Source organism: Paenibacillus sp. LT-B23, from assembly GCF_059417685.1.
Genome location: NZ_JBSQBM010000001.1, coordinates 205,273 through 225,790, shown reverse-complemented (window position 1 = coordinate 225,790; position 20,518 = coordinate 205,273). Strand labels below are relative to the sequence as shown.

The window sequence follows — 20,518 nt, the reverse complement described above, 5'->3', positions numbered from 1 at the left end:
AAGCCGCCTCACTTTAATTTTTGAATAAGCTTCGATCGTAAAGAATCCTTTTTATGAATTACTCGGTCAACGATGGATAACGCCAATCATCTTCCTCGTCCGCTTGCTGCTGATCTTCTACATTCACAGACAGTCCGGAGTTTTTCCAACGTTTTACCATTTCATCCGACATATAATGATAGCTTAAATCCAGATGCTTCAGCCCTTTGATACTTTCACTAGCGAGCAGTGCCTCAGCCCCTTTATCGGACAACGTGCCTTGAGACAGATCCAGTACCTCCAGTTGTCCAATCACAGGTGCGTTTGCCGCAGCAATCGCGATTTCATCCTGTATTTCACTATCCTTCAGCCCCAAATAGGTCAGCTTTGGAAAAAGATTGTCATTCAGAAACGGTAATACATCCTTCATATCACCGTCAAAACCGTATTGATCCACGCCCAAATACAACTCCAGCTTGCGCAGCTCAGGCAGCTCGGCATTACGAATTTCCTGAAGGACACTCGCAGGTAAACCTCCGCAAATAATAACCAATTCCTGAAGGTTTTTATGCCGTAACGGCTCCAGGCTCAGGTCCTGACTTCCTTTGACATAAAAGGATTCCAAAGCTGGAAACGCCTCCAACAGCGGAGACAGATTCGTCTGGTTAATCCACGAAACCTCACACTCATCATATTCCATATCCCCGATAAACAGCTTACGCAACTTCGGAAATTGATCTTTGTGCTTTACCAGTACCGGAATAAAATCCTCCGGTGATTGTTCATAGGCTCCGCCCCAGTCTCCAATAATCAAATCTGTAATTTCCGCGCTCTCTGGCTTACCTGCCTGTTCTTCAATAGACTTAGCCATCGTTTGACCATTCTCATAAGCTTCATAATCCACAACCAGCTTTACTTCCATCTCGTAATACCTCCGATCACTGATCTGAAAATGTAATAAATCCCTATCTCGTAAACTATCTATTTCCAGTTTAGTCTATCCTATCATACCAATGTTCGTCAAAAATAGACCCCTGACGACATCAATCCTATGTAAAATGTAAGCGATGAAATTAAACAAGGCAGCCCGGTAAACTGCTCCGGTCTGCCCTGCGCTTAAACTCCCTAATAAATCTCTACTATATAATGCAAGAGATTTTGAAGCCGAATTATTGGCTAATGGTGATCGGTGAGTTATCAGACAGCAACGCCAGATTATTCACGATTACATTCTCTTCGTTGCTCAAGCCACTGGTAACCAGTGTTTGTGAGCCTGTCGTCTGAACCGTCTTCACTTCCTTGCGTTTCGCATGGTCACCATTCACAACGTATACATATTGTTTACCTTGATCCTTTTGAATCGCTGCGGTAGGAACGACAATACCTTCTTGCGCATTTGCAGCGACAAAGCTGATATCAGCCAGCATACCGGATTTCAGTTTCACGTCCGGATTAGCCACCGATATTTTCACAGGATATCCTTTTCCACTTGCGTCCAACGGGCTTACATTTTTAACGGTACCTGTTGTCACAATATTGGAAGCTGCTACACGTACCTGTACCTTGTCGCCTGTTTTTACATTGTTGATTTGCTCAGCCGGTACATAGATCAGTGTATTAACTGTACTCAGGTTGGCAATGACCAGCGCAGGCGCCTGTGCGGATACCATTTCGCCCACTTCTGCATTTTTCGCACCTACAATACCATTAATCGGTGATGTAATCACTGTATCGTCGAGTGCGTCCTGAGCGATGCTCACATTTAGCTGAGCCTGATTGAGAGACTGTTGGCTGGACTCGATAACCGCTGTATTTTGAGATACCTTCAGTTGATTTTGTGCATTGCTGTAGCCGCTGTTAGCATTACTGTAGCTGTTTTTTGCTGAATCGTAGCTGTTACGGGCCGTAGTGAGCGCCTTCTGAGCAGCTACCAGTTGGTCCTGGGCATTAGCCTGTGCGTTTTGCGCATTGTTGTATGCCGCTTCAGCGTTCACAACGGCTGTTTTTGCTTGTTCCAATTGTGCTTGAGTACTCGCACCCGCATCAAACAGGCTTTGAGTACGCGTTACATTTTTCTGAGCATCCGCCAGCGCTTGCTGCGTTTGCTTCACTGTATTGGCCGCCGAGGAAACGCCGTGTGTCGCCTGTTCTACAGCTGTAGTAGCCTGATTAATGGCTCCCTGCGCCTGATTGATTGCGCTTTGGGACTGAATCACGCCGCTTTTGGATTGTACTACGCCCGAGTTGGCTTGAACCATCGTCGATTCATGGGATGCCTGAGCAGAACTCACTCCTGCTGCTGCCGCAGCTGCTGCGGCGCGGGCTTTCGCTACATTATTCCGCATATCCTTGTCATCAAGCTTGAACAGCACTTGACCTTTTTTGACCTCTGAGCCAATATCCACAGGTAGTTCAGCTACTTTACCGCCCACTTTTGGAACGATATTCACCGTCTCCGAAGGTGTTACCGTTCCTGTATAAATGTTCCCTTGCCCAATGATACCCTGCTGCGCTTGGCTGATCTTGACAGGAACGACCATATCCTGCGCCGCTCCGCTATTACTGGAGCAGCCTGCCAGCACTGCGCCGCCGAGCACTAAGGCTGCTAATGTACTTTCTACTCTCAATATTTTCATGATAATTTCCTTTCTTTCTGTCCGTGGAAATAATGTAAGCCATCCAGTCGATATTTTGTAGTTCTTTATAAAGCTTCCGGCTGTGTCTTTGCTTTCTTCCTCTGAATAAACAAAAAGATTAGTGGAATCGTGCAAAACAGCGGTATGGATGAAATGAGGAATGTATCCCCAATTCCTCTTGATGTGGCATCCAGTGTGATTAAGCTACTTATGGATGACATCCATGAGCTGCCCAACGACGCTTGCAGTGTATGAGCCGCGTCCGGTGTAATAGTCTCCGAAATTTGTTGGGCATGAGCTGCCGAACGGCTTTGCATGATTGAGGTCAGCACCGCAATAGCCATAGATGAAGCAACAGTACGTACCAGATTAGATGCAGTAGATGCATTGCCTACCTTGCTCGGATGAACAGCGTTCATGCCGACCGTGGACAATGGCATCATACAAATACCGATTCCCAGCCCACGTAATGACATTACGATTTCCAACCAAGCATGAGAAGTATCTGGCGTAAGCTGATGAAGATGATACGTCATAAAGCTGGTTAGTGTCAGACCGACAAGTCCCAGAGGCACAATACCGAACTTATCAAACATCCGCCCGGCAATAGGCATCATAGCCGCCATAGCAATTGCCTGTGGAATGAGGATAATACCCGTATCAATCGGCGACACACGCTGAATATTTTGCAAAAACAACGGTGTTAAGAACGTTCCTCCGTACATCCCCATCATGACAAGACTAGAAGCAATAACACTAATCGTAAATCTTGAATTCTTGAATAATGAAATTTCAATTACAGCATTATCTTTGCCGCTTTCTACAAAAATGAGAAAGACAAGTGCCCAGAAGGCGACGAACAGCAGAGATACGATTTTAAAAGAAGTCCAACCATCATGCTGACCGTTGGTCAGTGCGTACAAGAGTGTTCCTGCGCAAGTCGCGGCCAGCAAAAAGCCCGGCAAATCAAACGGCTTCGGTGTTGCTTTAGGCGGCTCTTTGATTAGGAGAATGACCATTAAAATTGCAAATAAAGCTACGGGCAGACTGACAATAAACAAGAAACGCCAGTTAAACCATTCAATCAAGTATCCGCTCAGCGTAGGTCCTACAGCTGGCGCAGCCATTGCGGCGATTCCCCATATCCCAAGGGACATACCGATTTGTTCACGCGGCATGATTTTGTAAATAATCGTCATACTCAGCGGCATAATGACACCGCCTCCCAGACCAGCCAGCACCCGTGCTGCGATCAGGGAAGAATCACTCCATGCAAAAATACATATTCCCGTTCCCAGCGAGAACACGCTGAGCGCAAGTATTAAAAACTTTTTGTATCCGATGCGCTGCTCCATATATCCGGTAATCGGGACGATTACACCAGATGCAAGCGTGTAACCTGTAATAACCCACTGAATACGTGTCGTCGTTGATCCTAAGTCCGTCGTCAATCGAGGAATGGCGACATTGATCAGACTGTTGTTCAGAATGGCGACAAAGGCGCCTAAAACAATGGCAAAAAAAGCAAGCCAGCGTTCTTTGGAAGAATCTGTCGAAGGAGCAGCAGCAGTTTCATTGGCAGCCACATGGACCCCTCCTTTTTAAGGTGTATGAATTTTAACTTCCACGTTCGTTCCTGGAATGAGCTTCATATCCTTCGGCTTGTTAACAGCAATTTCTACAGGCACACGCTGGGTCACCTTGTTAAAGTTACCGCTTGTGTTTACCGCAGGAATGAGCGAGAACACCGCATTTGAGGCTTCGCCCACTTTACGCACTTTGCCCTGAATCGTCTTGTCACCTGCTGCATCAAGCGTAATGTCAACAAGCTGTCCCGGTTTAATACGGTCAATATCGGTTTCTTCAATATTCGTAGAGACATACAGGCTGTTCATATCAACCATGGTCGCAACAGCACTGCCCGGAGAACCGATTTCATGCTCCTTCGAATAAATCTTAATGACGGTACCGTTGATCGGCGCACGCAGTACGGACTTGCTGATCATGCTGGAATCCAACCCCGATACATCCTGCTCGGCAATCGGTTCATTACGCTGAAGGACATCGCCTTCCTCTACATCAATGTGTGTAATCTCTCCGGAAATTTGCGGCATTACCTTATACTGATCCGCTTGAATGCGCGCATCGTCACTCTTAACAAAGTGTGTTGCCTGATACCAATAATAGTAGCCAATGGCTCCACCGCTCAGAACGAGCAGTACGATGAGGATTGGCAGTACGGTTTTCTTACTCACTTCTTCCACCCCTGTTGTCCAAAAAATTTTATTATTCAACGCTAATATTTTAATTTTGAAATATTAGGCCATCAAACCAAACCGAGAACGTAAAATAAGCACATGGCAGCATACCATGCAAAAAGAAAGAACATTATCTATGTACATAGGCAATCCTTGTCTATGCTCACACACCGTCTCCTTTTATATTTAAATATTTTCATATAAATATCGTACATTGAAATATTATAGTTACATTTATCTATTCAGGCAATATAAATTTTCAGTTTTTCAAAAAAAATTTTCATAAAAAAGAGCCTTGGGAAACAAGGCTCTTTCAACGAAAAGGTGTTACTTACATTTAAAGGGTTTCAAAAAAATAAACTAAGAGAAAAGCAAAGGTCCCCCTGACCGTTCTTTACGGTTTTTGGCCTCCTGCTGCTCTTTTTTGTTCTTATCCAGCCTGTTGCTATTGCCCTGTGATCGTTGTTCCCCCAGGCAGGCTCCGCAACGACATCGTTCTGTTGTCGCGTGTACATCCTCTCTGGAGTCCCGCAATAGCCGAACGTAATCCAGAGATTGCTGTAAAGAAGCAGAGCCCGGGATAAAGCGGATTTTTTTGCCTTCCAGCAGACAGTAGACCTCAATAAGCTGCGGAAGAGCGCCAAATGCATAATAACAAAAAACATTCGTCAAATGTTGAAATGTATGAATAACGTTGGAATTATAATCCACGATGTATTTCTGAATCAGCAAGGAATCGGCTCCAGCTGACAGTTGCCAGGCAGCCTGCACAATAAGTGAAACGTCGACCTCAAGCTCAGGGACCGGCGTGCAAAATTGCTCATACAACATCACCGGCACTGACAAGTCCCTATTTAACGCACAAATTTTAGACAGCTCGCCTGACACTTTATTTTTAACGTCCCAGTAATGGAACAACGATTCGAAGCCGGTTGGTTGTTTGGGCCACCATTTCTCAAGCACGTACTGGACGGGGATTTCCCGCCGCACCTCTACTTCCATTCCGAAGTATTCATTTAGCGCATGCCCTACCGCATATTGAACCCGTTGCCTCCAATTCCAGCCTTCACGCCCGCGTTTTCCCTGCGATTGGCGGGTAGACTGCGGAGTTCTCCACATCTCCTCAAGCTGATAGTCGTGCAGAAGAGGAAAGCCGCTTAAGCTATCGCTATTGCGCATACCTATCCCTCGCTCTCTTCTCAGGACACCCCAATACCAGCCTGTGCAAATTGTCTTCCGTAAGCCCGGCAATTTTCCTTCTCATCGTCCAGTGGGTTGAATTCGATCTTCAAGCTCTCCTGAATAACAGTTGCGCCGCGTTCTTTGACTTTTTCCTCTACCAGGTCAACCGCGCCGCAGAATTGTGTATAGGATGTATCTCCGCTGCCAAATACAGCGGTCTTTTTACCGGATAGATCAAGCTCATCCAGTTCCTCGTAAAAATCTAAAAATTCATCAGGAAGCTCACCATCTCCCCATGTATATACACCCAACAGGAATCCGTCATAACCGAGCAGTTCCTGCGCGCTGCAATCATACGAAGCCTTCAACTCCGCCTCATGTCCTGCCTGGCGGACGCCTTCGGCGATCAATTCTGCAATTTCCTCTGTATTACCAGTCATACTGGCATAAGCAATCATGATTTTACCCAAGTTCATCCCTCACTTTTGTTTGGCATATGGAATGCATTCATTCCTACTACTCAAATAATATTTGATAATGATTCTCATTGTCAAATATTAATTTTAAAAAGTGTTTTATACTTGGTAAAACATACGCAAAACAGCCGCATAACATGCGGCTGTTCGCTGATAAAACCTATGAATAAGCTGCTTTAACAAGAAGCTTGTTATTTATTGCTCCATTATTTATTACGCCAGTACAGTTCATTCCATTGCAGCTCCTGACGGAACTGACGGATGTTCGTGTTGTTGTCAATAACGACGGCTTCTATGCCTGTCAGCTCTGCATAATCCAGCAACTGCTCAGTGGTTACAGCATAGGACAACACCGTATGATGTGCTCCACCCGCATGAATCCATGCTTCTGCAGATACTTCAAGCGAAGGCTCTGGTTTCCACAACACGCTGGCTACAGGCAGCTTCGGCATTTGCTTTTTATTTTCCACAGCTTGGATTTGGTTAATGATCAGACGGTAACGTCCTCCCAGCTCAATGATGGATGCTACGAGCGCCTTACCCGGCTTGCCTTCAAAAATAAGACGAGCTGGATCGGCTTTGCCGCCAATACCTAATGGTTGAACATCAATACGCGGTTTGTTTACAGCAATCGTCGGACAGACCTCCAGCATATGAGAACCCAAATTCAGTTCATTGCCCGGCTCCAAATGATACGTGTAATCTTCCATAAAGGAAGTATCCACATTGTTGGCCATCAGCTTCATCAGACGCGTTAACGCTGCCGTTTTCCAGTCACCCTCGCCGCCGAATCCGTAACCTTGGGCCATCAAACGCTGAACCGCCAAACCAGGCAATTGTTTCAGACCATGCAGGTCTTCAAACGTTGTCGTAAAGGCTCCAAATTCTCCGTCCTGCAAAAACTTTTTCAAGCCCAGCTCAATACGAGCCTGCTCCAAAATAGAATCACGTACTGCACCCGGCTGTTTGGCTTCTGCGGACAGCTCATACAGGTCATGGTATTCCTCGAACAGAGAGTTGATATCCCCTTCTGACACGTTATTAACGACCTCAACCAGATCACCGACACCATAGCCGTTGATCGACCAGCCCAACTGGGCCTGAGCAGATACTTTGTTACCGTCAGTAACAGCTACTTCACGCATATTGTCACCAAAGCGGGCTACTTTGAGATTTTGGCTTTCGCTATAAGCAGCAGCCGTGGACATCCAGCCGCCGATGCGTTTCTGAACGCCTTCTTCCTCCCAATAGCCGACAACAACTTTACGAGTTACACCCAAACGGGCACCGATAAAGCCAAATTCACGGTCACCATGCGCGGATTGGTTCAGGTTCATAAAGTCCATATCAATACTATCCCAAGGGATATCACGGTTAAATTGAGTATGCAGGTGCAGCAAAGGCTTTGCCAAACGCGTCAAGCCAGCAATCCACATTTTCGCTGGAGAAAATGTATGCATCCAGGTAATAATCCCTGCGCACAGGTCATCCCCGTTCGCATCAATAATAAGACGGCGAATCGCGTCAGAATTCGTCAGAACCGGCTTTAATACCACTTCAAATGGTAAATGACCACTTCGGTTCAATCCCTCTACAATTTGACGAGAATGCTCTTGTACCTGATCGAGCGTCTCGGGGCCATACAAATGCTGACTTCCTGTAGCAAACCAAAATTTAAACGGTTTCATAATTAAAAATTCCTCCTGTCAGGAAATAAGTATAATTGTAGCTGTGTTAACAGATAAACTATTATGTACGTACAATCCAATCTATTTCTCATAATTATGATGAAAAATGATTAGTTGTACGTACAAGTGGGATTGATTTCATTTTAATATGGAAGCGCTCTAATTACAAGTGTATTCGGCAAAAAAATATTTTTTGGCCTGTCAGGCTGTTGGCTTCTTCATAAAGGCTGTATGCTTCTGTATTCTCATGAACGCACTTATGAAAAATGCCAAGCCCTATGATTAGGACCTGGCATTTTTCGCATGACGGACAGGATCAACTTATTTCCTTGATTACTATCGTATAATTCCCGTCAAGTAATACATCTCAATTCCTTACTTGGTTACGGTCAGATCGGATAGAACCTTAACATTTACAGCTTGGAAGATTCGATGGATATCTTCACGATCTTCCTCATACGGAAGGAATAGAGAAATTTGAAGACCACTTCCTGTATGTGCAGACTCAAAGAAAATCGCTTTTCCCCCGCCAACCTGCTCCTCCCCAGCCTTCAAAGTGCTGAGCATGTTTATGTCTTCCTGCATTTTACCCAAGTAGTTGAACACGATAGGCAACTGTTCAAGTCCCTTTTTTAGGATGCTGCTGGATTGTGGATAAGCAGGTTCCATCTCTTTGTTAAAGATCAGATTTAAGAAATTCAAGTGACGATTTGTGGCGATATCCAATAGTCTCTGGATATCGTTTTCATAGGATATCATCCCTTCCTTATGGAGTAAGACAGGAATATGATCAATATATTCTCCCACTGAACCAAAGAAGTTCCGATCCCCATACTGTCTTCCATACTGCGTCAACCATATTGGAACTTCTAGCTGCTCGAAATAGTCGCTAAAAAACTGGAACGCCATGTGCAACGTAATATTCCACAGGCTTGCAGCCCTATTCTGCGTTGGAATATCGGGTAACTTCAATTTCCAGCTATATTGGGTAGATTTAGCATAGTTGCACTCCCGGGTTCGTTCATGGATGCGACTATTATGATCTTCAAACGACTGGAGCTTGAATTGCTCCACAATCTGCTGATCACTGATTTCCCGAGGGCCTTGAAGGATATGATCCACATAATCCCGGTAATGAAACCCTTCTGCCGTCTCCACCTGCTGTGTATGATCGTATGCTTCAAGGAGTTGGCTTTGCAGAACTACGCCGCTCGTGCCATCATAAATGATGTGTGAGCATGGAAGTAGCAGCAGATGGTCCCGCAAATTCAAGCGAACCAGCACTATCTTGTATTGAAGAGATTGAATCTGTTCATGCGGTTCAAAATAAAGGTTCGACATGATGGATGAAAGGAGCTGATGTTGTGTCTGTACCGGATAGACCGAAAGATCCACAAAGGGTAAGGAAATGTGCTCCGGTGGTGCTTTTACTTCCCATTCCCAGACTCCATCCGATTGTACAAGCACACTTCTCAGTAATTCATGACGATGAATTAGCTGCCGAACCGCTGCGGACAGCCGCTCCACATCCACGTAGTGGTCAAGCCGGATCACTGTACCCGAGGAGGCAGGGTACAGCAGATGGTAATGCTGAGCAGGTGCCAGCGGAAAACGATGGACAGCCTCTGAGTTGAGTATATGTTCATTCCAGTGCGCATTCATTTTAGCGATTTTCGGAATCCATTCCTCAGCCTGGCGTTGAAGGCTATTTTCTTGTTCCTCATCTGTTTGTTCAATCTCTGTGTGCCCTGTTCTGAGCATTTGGCTTGCGTCCTTCTCACCCATTGGGACAATATAATGGGGGTGTAGGTCGGGATGGACGTGGGACGAGATCGTGGCTGCGATCTCATCCACCTGATCTGCACGGAATGGATACACTTGCAAAAACAAATAGTTCCGCTCATCGGCAGATACAGGTTCAATCTTAGCCTGTACGCCAAAGGTTTCGCTAATCCATTGTTCGGTTTCCACGAAATCCGTGATTCCTGTGTCTTGGTTTGAGTCAACTTCGTCAACAGATAACAGATCGGACAAAATTCGAATGGTTTGATGTTGCAGCACTTGATGTATACCCAACAGAATACCTGATTCCTGTGCTTTGGAGACGAGCTGAATGGCCTTTAAAGAATGACCTCCGAGCTCAAAGAAGTTGTCGTCGATGCCTACCTTTTCTACACCGAGCACTGCTTGCCAGAGGTGCGCCAATTGTTGTTCCACTTCATTTCTTGGAGCAACGTATCCCATACCCGAATGACTTGCCAATTCAGGTACAGGCAGCGCTTTACGGTCGATTTTGCCGTTCGGTGTCAGTGGCATCTGCTCCAGTTGTACGAAGAACGAAGGCACCATGTAGTTCGGGAGTTTCTCGCTAAGCAAGCTGCGTAGCTCACCTGCACTCACTTCCTGTTCCGCCACATAGTATGCGACGAGTTGATGTTGCCCCTGCTCGTCCTCATGAGCCAGCACGATTACTTCTTGCACTTTTTCCACCTTCAGCATATTCGTCTCAACCTCACCCAGCTCAATCCGGTAGCCCCGAATTTTTACTTGGTGATCGATCCGACCCAAATGCTCAATGTTACCGTCCGGCATCCATCTCGCCAAGTCCCCCGTCCGGTACATCCGTTCATATCCTGTTTCCCCGTTCGTAAACGGATTCGGTATAAATTTCTCCTCCGTCAGCTCAGGACGATGCAGATATCCGCGCGCCAATCCGTCTCCCGAAACGCACAATTCTCCTGCTACACCTACTGGTGCTAAATGTCCATGTACATCAACGACATATACCCGGTGGTTCGGCACCGGACGTCCGATGGAAATCACTTTTCCGGCGCTTGGATCTTCGGGCAAGGGCCAGATCGACGTTATGATCGAGTCTTCCGTTGGGCCATAAGCATTGTAATACACCACAGAATCCTTCCACTTGTGCACCAGCTCCGTCGTTGCCGCCGATCCCGCTGTAAGGAGAATACGCAGATTCGGCATTCGTTCCGGTTCCAGATACACCGCATACGTCGGCGGCAGCATCAAAACAGTAATTCGGTGCTCTGCGATATACTGTTCAAATTCCTTATAGTCCAAAATTGTCTCCATCGTCGGTACATACAACGTTGCCCCACAGAACAACGCCTGGAAAATTTCCCAGCAAGCGACATCAAACGAATAACTGGCAAACAGCATCGTATGATCTGACAAGCCTATGCATAGCGTCTGATCGAAATACGTTTTCAGATTACATAGCCCACGATGCTCTACCATAACTCCTTTCGGTTGTCCTGTGGTTCCTGACGTATAAATCACATACGCTAGATCGTTCGAGCCAGACACAGGTTCCAGATTTGAACCATCCTCGTGATACACGGACGTGTAGATAAGCCGATTCTGAGCCTTTTCACTTGATGCGGCTGTCTGTGTTCCTGTGAAAAAAGCATTCACAGCAGCCGCTGCGCTCTCAGCCTGTTCCCCGTCCAATATCAGCACTTTGCCATCGAAGGACACTTTTTCCGCCAGTCGGCTTTGTGTCAATAAAATGTCCGCCCCGGAATTGTCAAGCATGTAGCGGATACGTTCCTCTGGATACGTCGGATCTAAAGGTACGTACGCACCTCCTGCTTTCAATATACCGAAGATGCCCACGATCATATCCACCGAACGCTCGGTCATCAAACCCACCAAACGGTCTGTCGTCACACCGTGGCTCCGCAAGGTACGAGCCAGACGATTGGCACGCTCGTTCAGCTCGCGATAGGTAAGCTGCTCTCCCTCGAAGAACAATGCCGCCTGCTCTGGTGTCAGTGCCGTTTGCGCTTCGAATAACTCGTGAATCGTTTGCTCACGTGGATATTCCGCCGATGTTTTGCCCCAAACACCAACGATTTGCTCACGCTCCAATTCGGTCACCATGTCCAGCTCACTCACCCTGATATCTGGGTTCGCCACCACCTGCTCTAGCAATCGCACCAAATGCCCTTGAATTTGCTCTATACTTTCGCGCTCAAATGCCCGTGCATTGTAGCCAAAGCTCGTTTGAATGGTTTCCCCAGATCGTACCACCAGATTAAAGTCATAGTTGGTAGGCTCAGCAGACTCGATCCCGGCATTGTCTAAGCTGGCCTGCCCACCGTCACCCCGGTGCTCCACTTGTTCCTCCATCAGAGCATTTGCGAAAATAATTCTATGGTTAATCAAATCCTGCTTTAGCTCCGTTAGCGCTTGAATATCATCCAGCGAATACATGTTATATGAAAGGGAAGCTTTAGATTGTTCCTGATTTTGCTTCACCATATCAGAGAACAGACTATCCTCGTTGCTGCAAATACGAATAGGCACCAGGTTCAGGAGCGAACTGGTCTCGGGCTCGGCATTCATTATATCCGTAGTACTCTCTAGAACCACACTGCCAAACACGACATCATCCATACCATTATATTTTTGAAGCAAAATGCCCCAAACGGTTTGTACTAGCGCATTCATCGTTACCTGATCACGTTGGGCAATCTGTCCAATTCCGGCCGTCAGACTTGCGCCCAGATCAAAATCCAGACGCTCTGCCTGATATTCCGGGTCACCTGGTATTTTGGCCTGTGGCAAACGGGCCTTTTCTTCATACCCATCCAGGTATGCGCTCCAGTAACGAGAAGCCTTCTGACGTTCTTGATGCACTTTCAGTACATCCACTGTTTCTTCCACTGTAATCCATTCCAGCTCACTCAATGCGGTATCTGGGCTAGCCGCAATCACTTCAGCCAATCGTACAAAGTGGCGTGTGATCTGCTCAATTGTTTCCCGCTGGTACAGCGTGGTCGCATACTGCAATCCGAACTGTATTCCGGATTCTTCCTCTCTTGCTTCCAGCGTCAGGTCAAACTTCACTGGAGTTTGCTCCATATCGTATAGACGGAAGCTCAGATCTTTGAGCTTCAACTCGCTTTGCTCGGTGTTTTGCAGTACAAACATCGTATCGAAGATCGGATTCCGGCTCATATCCCGCTTCACATTCAGCTTGTCCACCAGGTTTTCAAATGGATAGTCCTGGTGCTCGTAGGCTTGTAAAGCCCGGATTTTCACATCTTCTAGATAGCTGCGGAACGTCTGCTCTGCAGTCGGATAATTGCGTAGTGCCAGGGTTCCGACAAACATCCCAATGATGGGCTCAAGATCGGCATGTGGGCGTCCCGCAATTGGGGTGCCAACAATGATGTCTTCCTGCCCTGTGTACTGATGCAATAGTGCCGTGTAGGCTGCCAGCAGTACCATGTACAGCGTGGAGCCGGTTTGCGCCGCCAACTCCTTCAAGCATTCACTAACTTCGCGCTCCAATCCAAACATCACCGTGTCGCCTGCTGTACTCCTCACCGCTGGGCGGGCAAAATCAGTTGGCAAGTCCAGCACAGGCAGCTCACCCTGGAAAGTATTGAGCCAATATGCTTCCTGACGCTTCATCCACTCCTGTTGCGCCTGGCTTTGTTGCCATATGGCATAGTCTTTGTATTGAATGCGTAGTGAAGACAACTCCTCACCGCTATACAATCGAACAAACTCGTTGGTGAGAACCCCCGTCGACACACCGTCCGAGATGATATGATGCATGTCGAGCATAAGCAAATGCTGCGGCCCCTCTTCTATTTTTTGTACACCCAGATCTACCAATGCTACCCGCAGTAACGGAGCGGCTTGCAGATTAAACGGACGTACAAAAGCGCGAACGAGTGAATCTATTTTCACATCTAAAGCAAGCACATCCGTTACAGTATGTTGTTCTTCTATCTTCATATATTCCACTTCAAACGGTACGGTGCCCTGAATCCGCTGCATAGGCTCACCGTTCACCAATTCAAAGCTAGTACGAAGGGTTGCATGGCGTAAAATTATCTGACGGAACGCTTCTTCCACCCGTTTTACATCCAGAGGGCCACTCACCTGGATCACCGCTGGCATGTTGTAGTTTACATCATCCGGATCGATTCGGTTCAGTACATACATCCGTTTTTGTGCAGAGGATAGCGGATAGAAGGAGCGCTCTTTCATCACCGGAATCGATGCATACGCCACTTGATCCAGACTTTCCATTACAGCCGCCAACTGCTCGATCGTCGGAGCTTCAAAAATACTGCGTAGTGAAAGTGATTTGTTTAATTCTTTATGAATCTTGGAAACCAGCGTCATCGCCCGTAGTGAATGTCCACCAATTTCAAAGAAGTTTTCCTTCATGCCAACCTGTGGCAAACTCAGCACGTCCTGCCAAATTTGCACCAGTTTTGATTCCACCCATGTCTGTGCTGCAATATATTCCACTCCGCTTTGCAGACTGGCTTCCGGTGCTGGCAATGCCTTGCGGTCGATTTTACCGTTCGGACTTAAAGGCATCCGCTCCAGTTGCACGAAGTACAACGGGATCATATAACTTGGCATTTTCTCGCCTAGTTCGCTTCTCAAATCGGCTGCGGCAATTTCCTGCGCGGCAACGTAGTACGCCACCATCTGCTTTTGTCCTGATTCGTCTGCATGGGCAATCACTACTACTTCCCGTACTCGTTCCACTTTCAGCAACTGCGATTCGACCTCGCCCAGTTCAATCCGATACCCCCGGATTTTTACCTGATGGTCGAGCCGCCCCAGATACTCAATATCGCCGTCCGCCATCCATCTTGCCAAATCTCCTGTCCGATACATCCGCTCATAGCCAAATACTCCACCCGAAAACGGATTTTTCATAAATTTTTCTGCCGTTAGATCTCCACGGTTCATATAGCCACGTGCTACACCTACACCACTGATGTACAACTCACCGGCAACGCCAATCGGCACCGGTTTTTGATGCGTATCTAGAATGTACACCGACTGGTTCACTAGCGGGGTTCCAATGGATAGAGTGTGTACTCCTTTTTCCATAAGAACATTCAGGTCTTCTGGATCTTCAATTGTATAAGCGGTAGCATCTACCGTCGTTTCCGTGGGGCCATACACATTGGTGATGACCGGATGGTACCCGGACCATTTATGTAGGAATGCGTTTACCAACTGTACCGACAACGCCTCGCCACCAATCAGAAAATGCCTCACCCTTGGTGCCTCCGTAACCAATACGGTTTCGCTCAAAATATACAAATGTGCTGGCGTGCCATCAGATAGGTCAATCTGGTGCTTCCGGTAGTATGCGATGAGCTGCTCACCATTCAAACTGACCTCACGCGAAACGACGTGCAGGGTGTGGCCTAATAGGAGACTTGCAAATATCTGCTGTACTGAGGCGTCAAACACATACGCTGACAGCCACGCCACCTGTAAAGGCTGGTCATAACGGCTGTATACACGCTCAGCCAAAGCATGAACCAGATTGCTTACACTGCCTTGCTCAATCATGACTCCTTTTGGCTGCCCGGTCGTTCCGGATGTGTAAATCATGTAAGCCAGATCCTTAGATCCAGACACTGGCTCCAGATTTGAACCATCCTCGTGATATACAGATGGCTCCCCATCCAGCACCAGTATCTTGCCGTTGAAAGCTACGTTCTCCACCAGATGATTTTGCGTCAACAGCAGATGTGCTCCCGAGTCGTCCAGCATGTAACGGATGCGCTCTTCTGGATACGTCGGGTCAATAGGCACATACGCGCCCCCGGCCTTTAAGATTCCGAAAATCCCAACGATCATATCCACCGAACGCTCACTCATTAGACCAACCAAACAATCTGCCGTCACACCATAACTACGTAGCGTACGAGCCAGTCGGTTCGACCGTTCGTTCAACTCACAATAGGTCAGTGCAATATCTTCGTAAATTACAGCGGTCTGTTCCGGTGTACGTTCTGCCTGTAACTCAAATATCTCATGAATCGTCCCAGCAGGATAATTGGCAACGGGTCCGCTCCATATCTTCGTCAGTTCTGTCTCTTCAGCGATGGTCAGCAGACGGATATCCCGCAGCAGGATTTCCGGTGTCCGTGCAATCTGCACAAGCACTTGTTCCAGATGTCCGGCTAACCGTGTCATTGCTTCATTGCTATAGACATAGCTGTTATAAGAAAGTATAAAGTTCAGTGCTGTTCCATCTTCCACTTCAATGTTGAAGTGGTAGGGCGTTTCTTCATATAGATGAACGTCCTCCACGATGAATCCAAGTCGTTCCTCTAAATCAGGGCGTCCAATCATACCCTCCAGCGGGTAGTTTTCAAAAACAACAAAATGATCTAGCAATTGCTGCTTGATCGCTGATTGAGACTGAATTTCAGCAAGTGAGCAATAATCGTACGCCTGTGATTGAACGGCCATCCGTTGCACATCACGAAGCAAGTCTGAGAACGACTGTTCCGCATCAAATTTTATTCGTACGGGTATCGTATTAATGAATAGTCCCAACATCTGTTCTACACCTTCAAGCGTGGGCGGACGACCGGAAACAACTGTGCCAAAGACGACATCTTCACTATGGTTATAAGCCCCCAACACAATCCCCCACGTAGCCAAAAACAGGTTACTGAGGGTCGCCCCATTGCGTTCGGCTACAGTTCGCAATTGACGGGTCGTTTCTTCCGCAAGCGATGTTTTATGCTCACATAAAGAGTACCCGGCGTCTGCCTGAAGCTCACGGGATACAGGTAGGGTCGGCAATACTGCCAGCTGATCATAGCCATCCAGTATAGACCGCCAGTACCCCTTGGCTGCATCCTTATCCTGCTTATCCAACCAGCGGGCATAGTCGGTGTATGACTGTGGCACAGGCAGTAGGACAGGTTTCCCCGCTTTCAGTGTCTCATAAGCACCAAATAACTCTTCCTTTACGATTCCGAGGCACCAGCCGTCCATAATAATATGATGAAAGCTTAAAAGCAACGTATATGCATCTTCCTGGGTTTGAAGCACAGTCAAACGAACGAGTAAATCTTTACTCAGATCGTAACGTTCGTTCCGGACTGTGTCTGCATATTTACGAATAACTTCAGCTCTATCTATCTCAGGGATATCCGTCAAATTCTCATAACGAAGGGTGGCATTCCGCTGCTTAAACACAATGAGCCGCGCGCGGGAGACACTTTTATGATAAATGTTTGAACGAAGCGATTCATGACGCTGTACCAAAGTCTGAAAGCTCTTTTGCAGAGCCTCCAAGTTCAGCACTCCCCGGATGGTAATCCGCACCTGCTCATAATACGCCTGTGATTCTGGCTCCATCACCGTATGAAAGAGCATCCCTTCCTGCAAAGGAGTCAAATTAGCCACTTTTTCGATTTCAAGGCTTGTACTCATCGGATTCCTCCCGTGGAATAATTATTGGCTCTCATAAAATTGCTCCATATTCTTTCAAACTCGTCCAACTCCAGATCATTTCCCAAAATAACAGCAGTCCTTCAATAAACGTTTCGCAGCTATAAAGCCGCTATGCCATGAAGTTCCCCTCCCCAAAATGATATAATTAATAATAGTTAACTTGAAATTAATGTATTTAATTCATATATATAGTTATCATTGTTCCAATGTTAAAAAAGATCAATTTACAGTTTAATATAAGGGATTTAAAACGGAATAGGATTTTATGAATTGCGTATCGTGGTGTGAGTAAAATAAGTCGAAATGTGAGTGTGTGATCTTAGAAGTTTTAAAACTAGGGGCGAATCGAAGCCATAGGTTTAGAGTTGAATGTTCCAGTAGCATAAATAAAATTGATGAAAAATGTCGAGGTAATATAAATTGTTATCTTCGTTAAGAAAACGTTATATATAACAATTTATTACATGATAAAATATAAAATCGAAAAATGTCAATGTTTTTTAAATATGACGGATTGTAATATGAAGTGAGACATCTAAACTGAGAAAGTCCATAGGAGATTCGTGTCGAATGAAGTTACCATACACCATTCAGACAAGGAGAATCACACCACGGGTTATACTCATTCTAGTATAGCCGAGCGAAGCAAACTAGAAATCTATACCGACTGGAAGGCGAAACCTACAGAGCAGCAACAGTTCAAACTGCGTATACAGTAGGCTGATTCGGATGTAAAACCAGCACCAAAACCGTTCCAGAGCCAGAAATACTAAAAATGCCAAGCCCTGTGATGAGGGCCTGGCATTTTGCATGCGTGGCTTATGAATTTGGATCAAGCTCTAGCTTATGTCCTCAGTAACGGAAGTTGGGGTTACTCTTCCAATTTCCTCTGAAGGAATCTCAAACTGGCGAATATCCTTGACCAGAAAGGAACCGACAAAAATACCGATAAAATAGGCCACATACAGTAAGCTGTAATAGATCGGTGAGCCATAGGATACCGCAATGGAAGGTATGGCAATAATTAAAATGGCCATCGAAAAATTCGTCAAAGCAAAGAATGGGAGCATAATTCTCAGGAAGGCGTGCCGTTTTACAAAGAGATACCCTTCTTTCAGCTCCCTCAGATAGTACCCCAGCTTCAGTGAACCTTTACCGTTCGTGTCTTCCATCGCAGGAGCGTCGATTTGCTTGCTGAGCCTGATATACACAAAGCCTGCCAGAAACAGCATTGCGCTGGCTAGAAAAAACGTGTTTTTCATCCCCATGGCGATAATGAGCCAGGCTCCAGCCAGATACCCGGCGATGTTAATTACCTGATCCGTCGACGAAATCATGGAATTCGCCCGGACAATCAAATCCGGCGAGCCTACCAGTTGTGGCAGCATTTTACTGTTGGCCGGAAAAACAGTGTAGTAAAGCAGGATGCAATAAAAACAATAACAAGGATAGCGACCAGATGAATCATCCCGTCCTGAATGAGAAACAGGACAGCCAAGCTGGTCATCGCCACCAACTGTGTCGATTGCTGTACAAAATACAGCAGGACGATAGAATAAATGCTGTCCGCGATGTTGGCAGAAGTACGGGAAGCAAAGAAACGGATAAAACGACGATCCTTAAACAATTGATTCACATCTTCATCTCCTTACTGCGAAATGGTCAAAGCGTTTAAGAGCCTGTCACTGGCAGCTTGGAAGATTCGATGAATTTTCTCGTGATCCTCTTCAAAGGGAAGGGATAGAGAAATCAGCAATACACTTTCTGTGTATACAGACTCAAAGAAAATCGCTTTTCCTCCGTTTGCCTGTTCCTTCTTCCTGCAGGGTTAGATTCCAACGATATGAAGTAGGTGCTGCATAATTACACCTCAGCATCCGTTCATGGATACGACTATTATGATCCTCAAATGCCGGGAGCTTAAATTGCTCCACAATCTGCGGATCACTGAGTCCTTGAGGACCTTGGCGGATATGATCGACATAATCGTGATAATGGAATGTTTTAACTGTCTGACTTTGCTGTATATGATCGTATTCCTCTAGAAGCTGATTATGCAAAACTACACCACTCGTCGCATCAAAGATGATATGTGAGCATGGCAGTAGCAGTAAATGTTCCCGCAAATTCAAGCGAACCAGCATCATCCAGTATTGCAGAGCGTGTTTCTGCTCATATGGTTCAAAGTAAAGATTCGACATGAGGGATGAAAGAAGCTGCTGTTGGGTATGGACCGGATAGATCGAAAGATCCACACAAGGCAATGAAATATATGTCATGACGGCCCCCCTGGGTGAAGTCCTCGCCGATCCGTCTTACACGCTAGTTCAAGATCGAGCCTATGGTAAAATCGAGCGTTTCAATCGATACATGGAACAAAAGCAAGGGTTTGTGATTCGCTTAAAAGAGAATGTGTACCTCGTTACTCCTCGGGCGTTACGACAGTGGAATCCAGATAACTCTCCCGTGAAACAGGATATCACTTGTCCGTTAGGCACGCCTGCGAACCGTTCTCAAAAACGGCATCGTGTGGTGGTTTTTGAGGATGGGCACGGTCATGACATCCGCGTGGTGACGAAGCTCATGCACATCACAGCTGAAAAAATAGCCTTGATGTATAAAGCTCGTTGGCAGATTGAACTGTTTTTTCGCTGGATCAAGCAACATTGAATATTCCAACACGGTTTGGAACCACCGAAAATGCGATGTATGGACAGTTGTTCTCAGCGCTTATCGTATACGCACTGTTAAAAACGATGTAGGATCGCGTAGGCCTTCGTGTTCCCAAGCATGAAGCACTGGAGTTTGTTCGTTTTGCGCGCCTGCTCTTGCTAAATAAGCTTTCTGCTCATTGGAGATACCTTCTATGTACCTTGAATATGAAGGATATCTTTCATTCTTAAATTCACAATAATTAGTTAATCAACAGGCCTGGATCGAAAAGTATTTCAGGGTGTGAGTAAGATATTTCAAATTGAAGTGTGTGTTCATAGAAGTAGGTAAAACTGGGAGTAGGCTGAAACCTTAGATTT

At 46.3% G+C, this 20,518-nt stretch carries 11 protein-coding genes and 1 pseudogene; 1 reads left to right on the top strand and 11 read right to left on the bottom strand.

Translation table 11 applies throughout. The features are described from left to right. Positions 1-58: 58 nt before the first annotated feature. The 11 genes and pseudogenes from ACWXW9_RS01055 to ACWXW9_RS01005 all read right to left on the bottom strand — a co-directional run bounded on the left by ACWXW9_RS01055 (position 59) and on the right by ACWXW9_RS01005 (position 19,765). Positions 59-901 carry an STM4015 family protein gene (locus ACWXW9_RS01055; protein WP_494927897.1) on the bottom strand — a complete coding sequence of 281 codons (843 nt, stop codon included), beginning with the start codon at positions 899-901 and terminating at the stop codon, positions 59-61. A gap of 247 nt (positions 902-1,148) precedes the next feature. Next, positions 1,149-2,615 carry an efflux RND transporter periplasmic adaptor subunit gene (locus tag ACWXW9_RS01050; RefSeq protein WP_494927896.1) on the bottom strand — a complete coding sequence of 489 codons (1,467 nt, stop codon included), beginning with the start codon at positions 2,613-2,615 and terminating at the stop codon, positions 1,149-1,151. Between the two features lie 65 nt (positions 2,616-2,680). Further along, complete coding sequence (locus tag ACWXW9_RS01045; protein WP_494927895.1) at positions 2,681-4,201, bottom strand: DHA2 family efflux MFS transporter permease subunit; 1,521 nt, start codon at positions 4,199-4,201, stop codon at positions 2,681-2,683. Between the two features lie 15 nt (positions 4,202-4,216). Next, positions 4,217-4,870 carry an HlyD family efflux transporter periplasmic adaptor subunit gene (locus ACWXW9_RS01040; RefSeq protein ID WP_431088391.1) on the bottom strand — a complete coding sequence of 218 codons (654 nt, stop codon included), beginning with the start codon at positions 4,868-4,870 and terminating at the stop codon, positions 4,217-4,219. Between the two features lie 363 nt (positions 4,871-5,233). After that, positions 5,234-6,052 carry a hypothetical protein gene (locus tag ACWXW9_RS01035; protein WP_494927894.1) on the bottom strand — a complete coding sequence of 273 codons (819 nt, stop codon included), beginning with the start codon at positions 6,050-6,052 and terminating at the stop codon, positions 5,234-5,236. Positions 6,053-6,072: 20 nt separating this feature from the next. After that, the gene (locus ACWXW9_RS01030; RefSeq protein ID WP_043922447.1) at positions 6,073-6,531 is read right to left on the bottom strand and encodes a flavodoxin; all 459 of its coding nucleotides are present in this window, start codon (positions 6,529-6,531) and stop codon (positions 6,073-6,075) included. A gap of 206 nt (positions 6,532-6,737) precedes the next feature. Continuing rightward, the gene (gene araA, locus ACWXW9_RS01025) at positions 6,738-8,219 is read right to left on the bottom strand and encodes an L-arabinose isomerase (RefSeq protein WP_431088388.1); all 1,482 of its coding nucleotides are present in this window, start codon (positions 8,217-8,219) and stop codon (positions 6,738-6,740) included. Positions 8,220-8,594: 375 nt separating this feature from the next. Then, positions 8,595-17,465 (bottom strand): annotated as a pseudogene (locus ACWXW9_RS01020) (amino acid adenylation domain-containing protein); the annotation flags it as partial. An 860-nt stretch (positions 17,466-18,325) separates the two neighbouring features. Further along, positions 18,326-18,874: an MFS transporter gene (locus tag ACWXW9_RS01015; protein ID WP_494927893.1), complete on the bottom strand. Its 549-nt coding sequence runs from the start codon at positions 18,872-18,874 to the stop codon at positions 18,326-18,328. Continuing rightward, positions 18,856-19,122 (bottom strand): hypothetical protein, encoded by a 267-nt coding sequence (locus ACWXW9_RS01010; RefSeq protein ID WP_494927892.1) that lies wholly within the window; start codon positions 19,120-19,122, stop codon positions 18,856-18,858. The genes ACWXW9_RS01015 and ACWXW9_RS01010 overlap by 19 nt, the downstream gene beginning before the upstream one ends. Positions 19,123-19,264: 142 nt before the next feature. Next, positions 19,265-19,765, bottom strand: a complete 501-nt coding sequence (locus ACWXW9_RS01005; protein ID WP_494927891.1) for a hypothetical protein — start codon at positions 19,763-19,765, stop codon at positions 19,265-19,267. Here ACWXW9_RS01005 and ACWXW9_RS01000 point away from each other — a divergent pair. Then, the gene (locus ACWXW9_RS01000) at positions 19,764-20,156 is read left to right on the top strand and encodes a transposase (RefSeq protein ID WP_494927890.1); all 393 of its coding nucleotides are present in this window, start codon (positions 19,764-19,766) and stop codon (positions 20,154-20,156) included. The genes ACWXW9_RS01005 and ACWXW9_RS01000 overlap by 2 nt on opposite strands. The last annotated feature ends 362 nt before the right edge of the window (positions 20,157-20,518 follow it).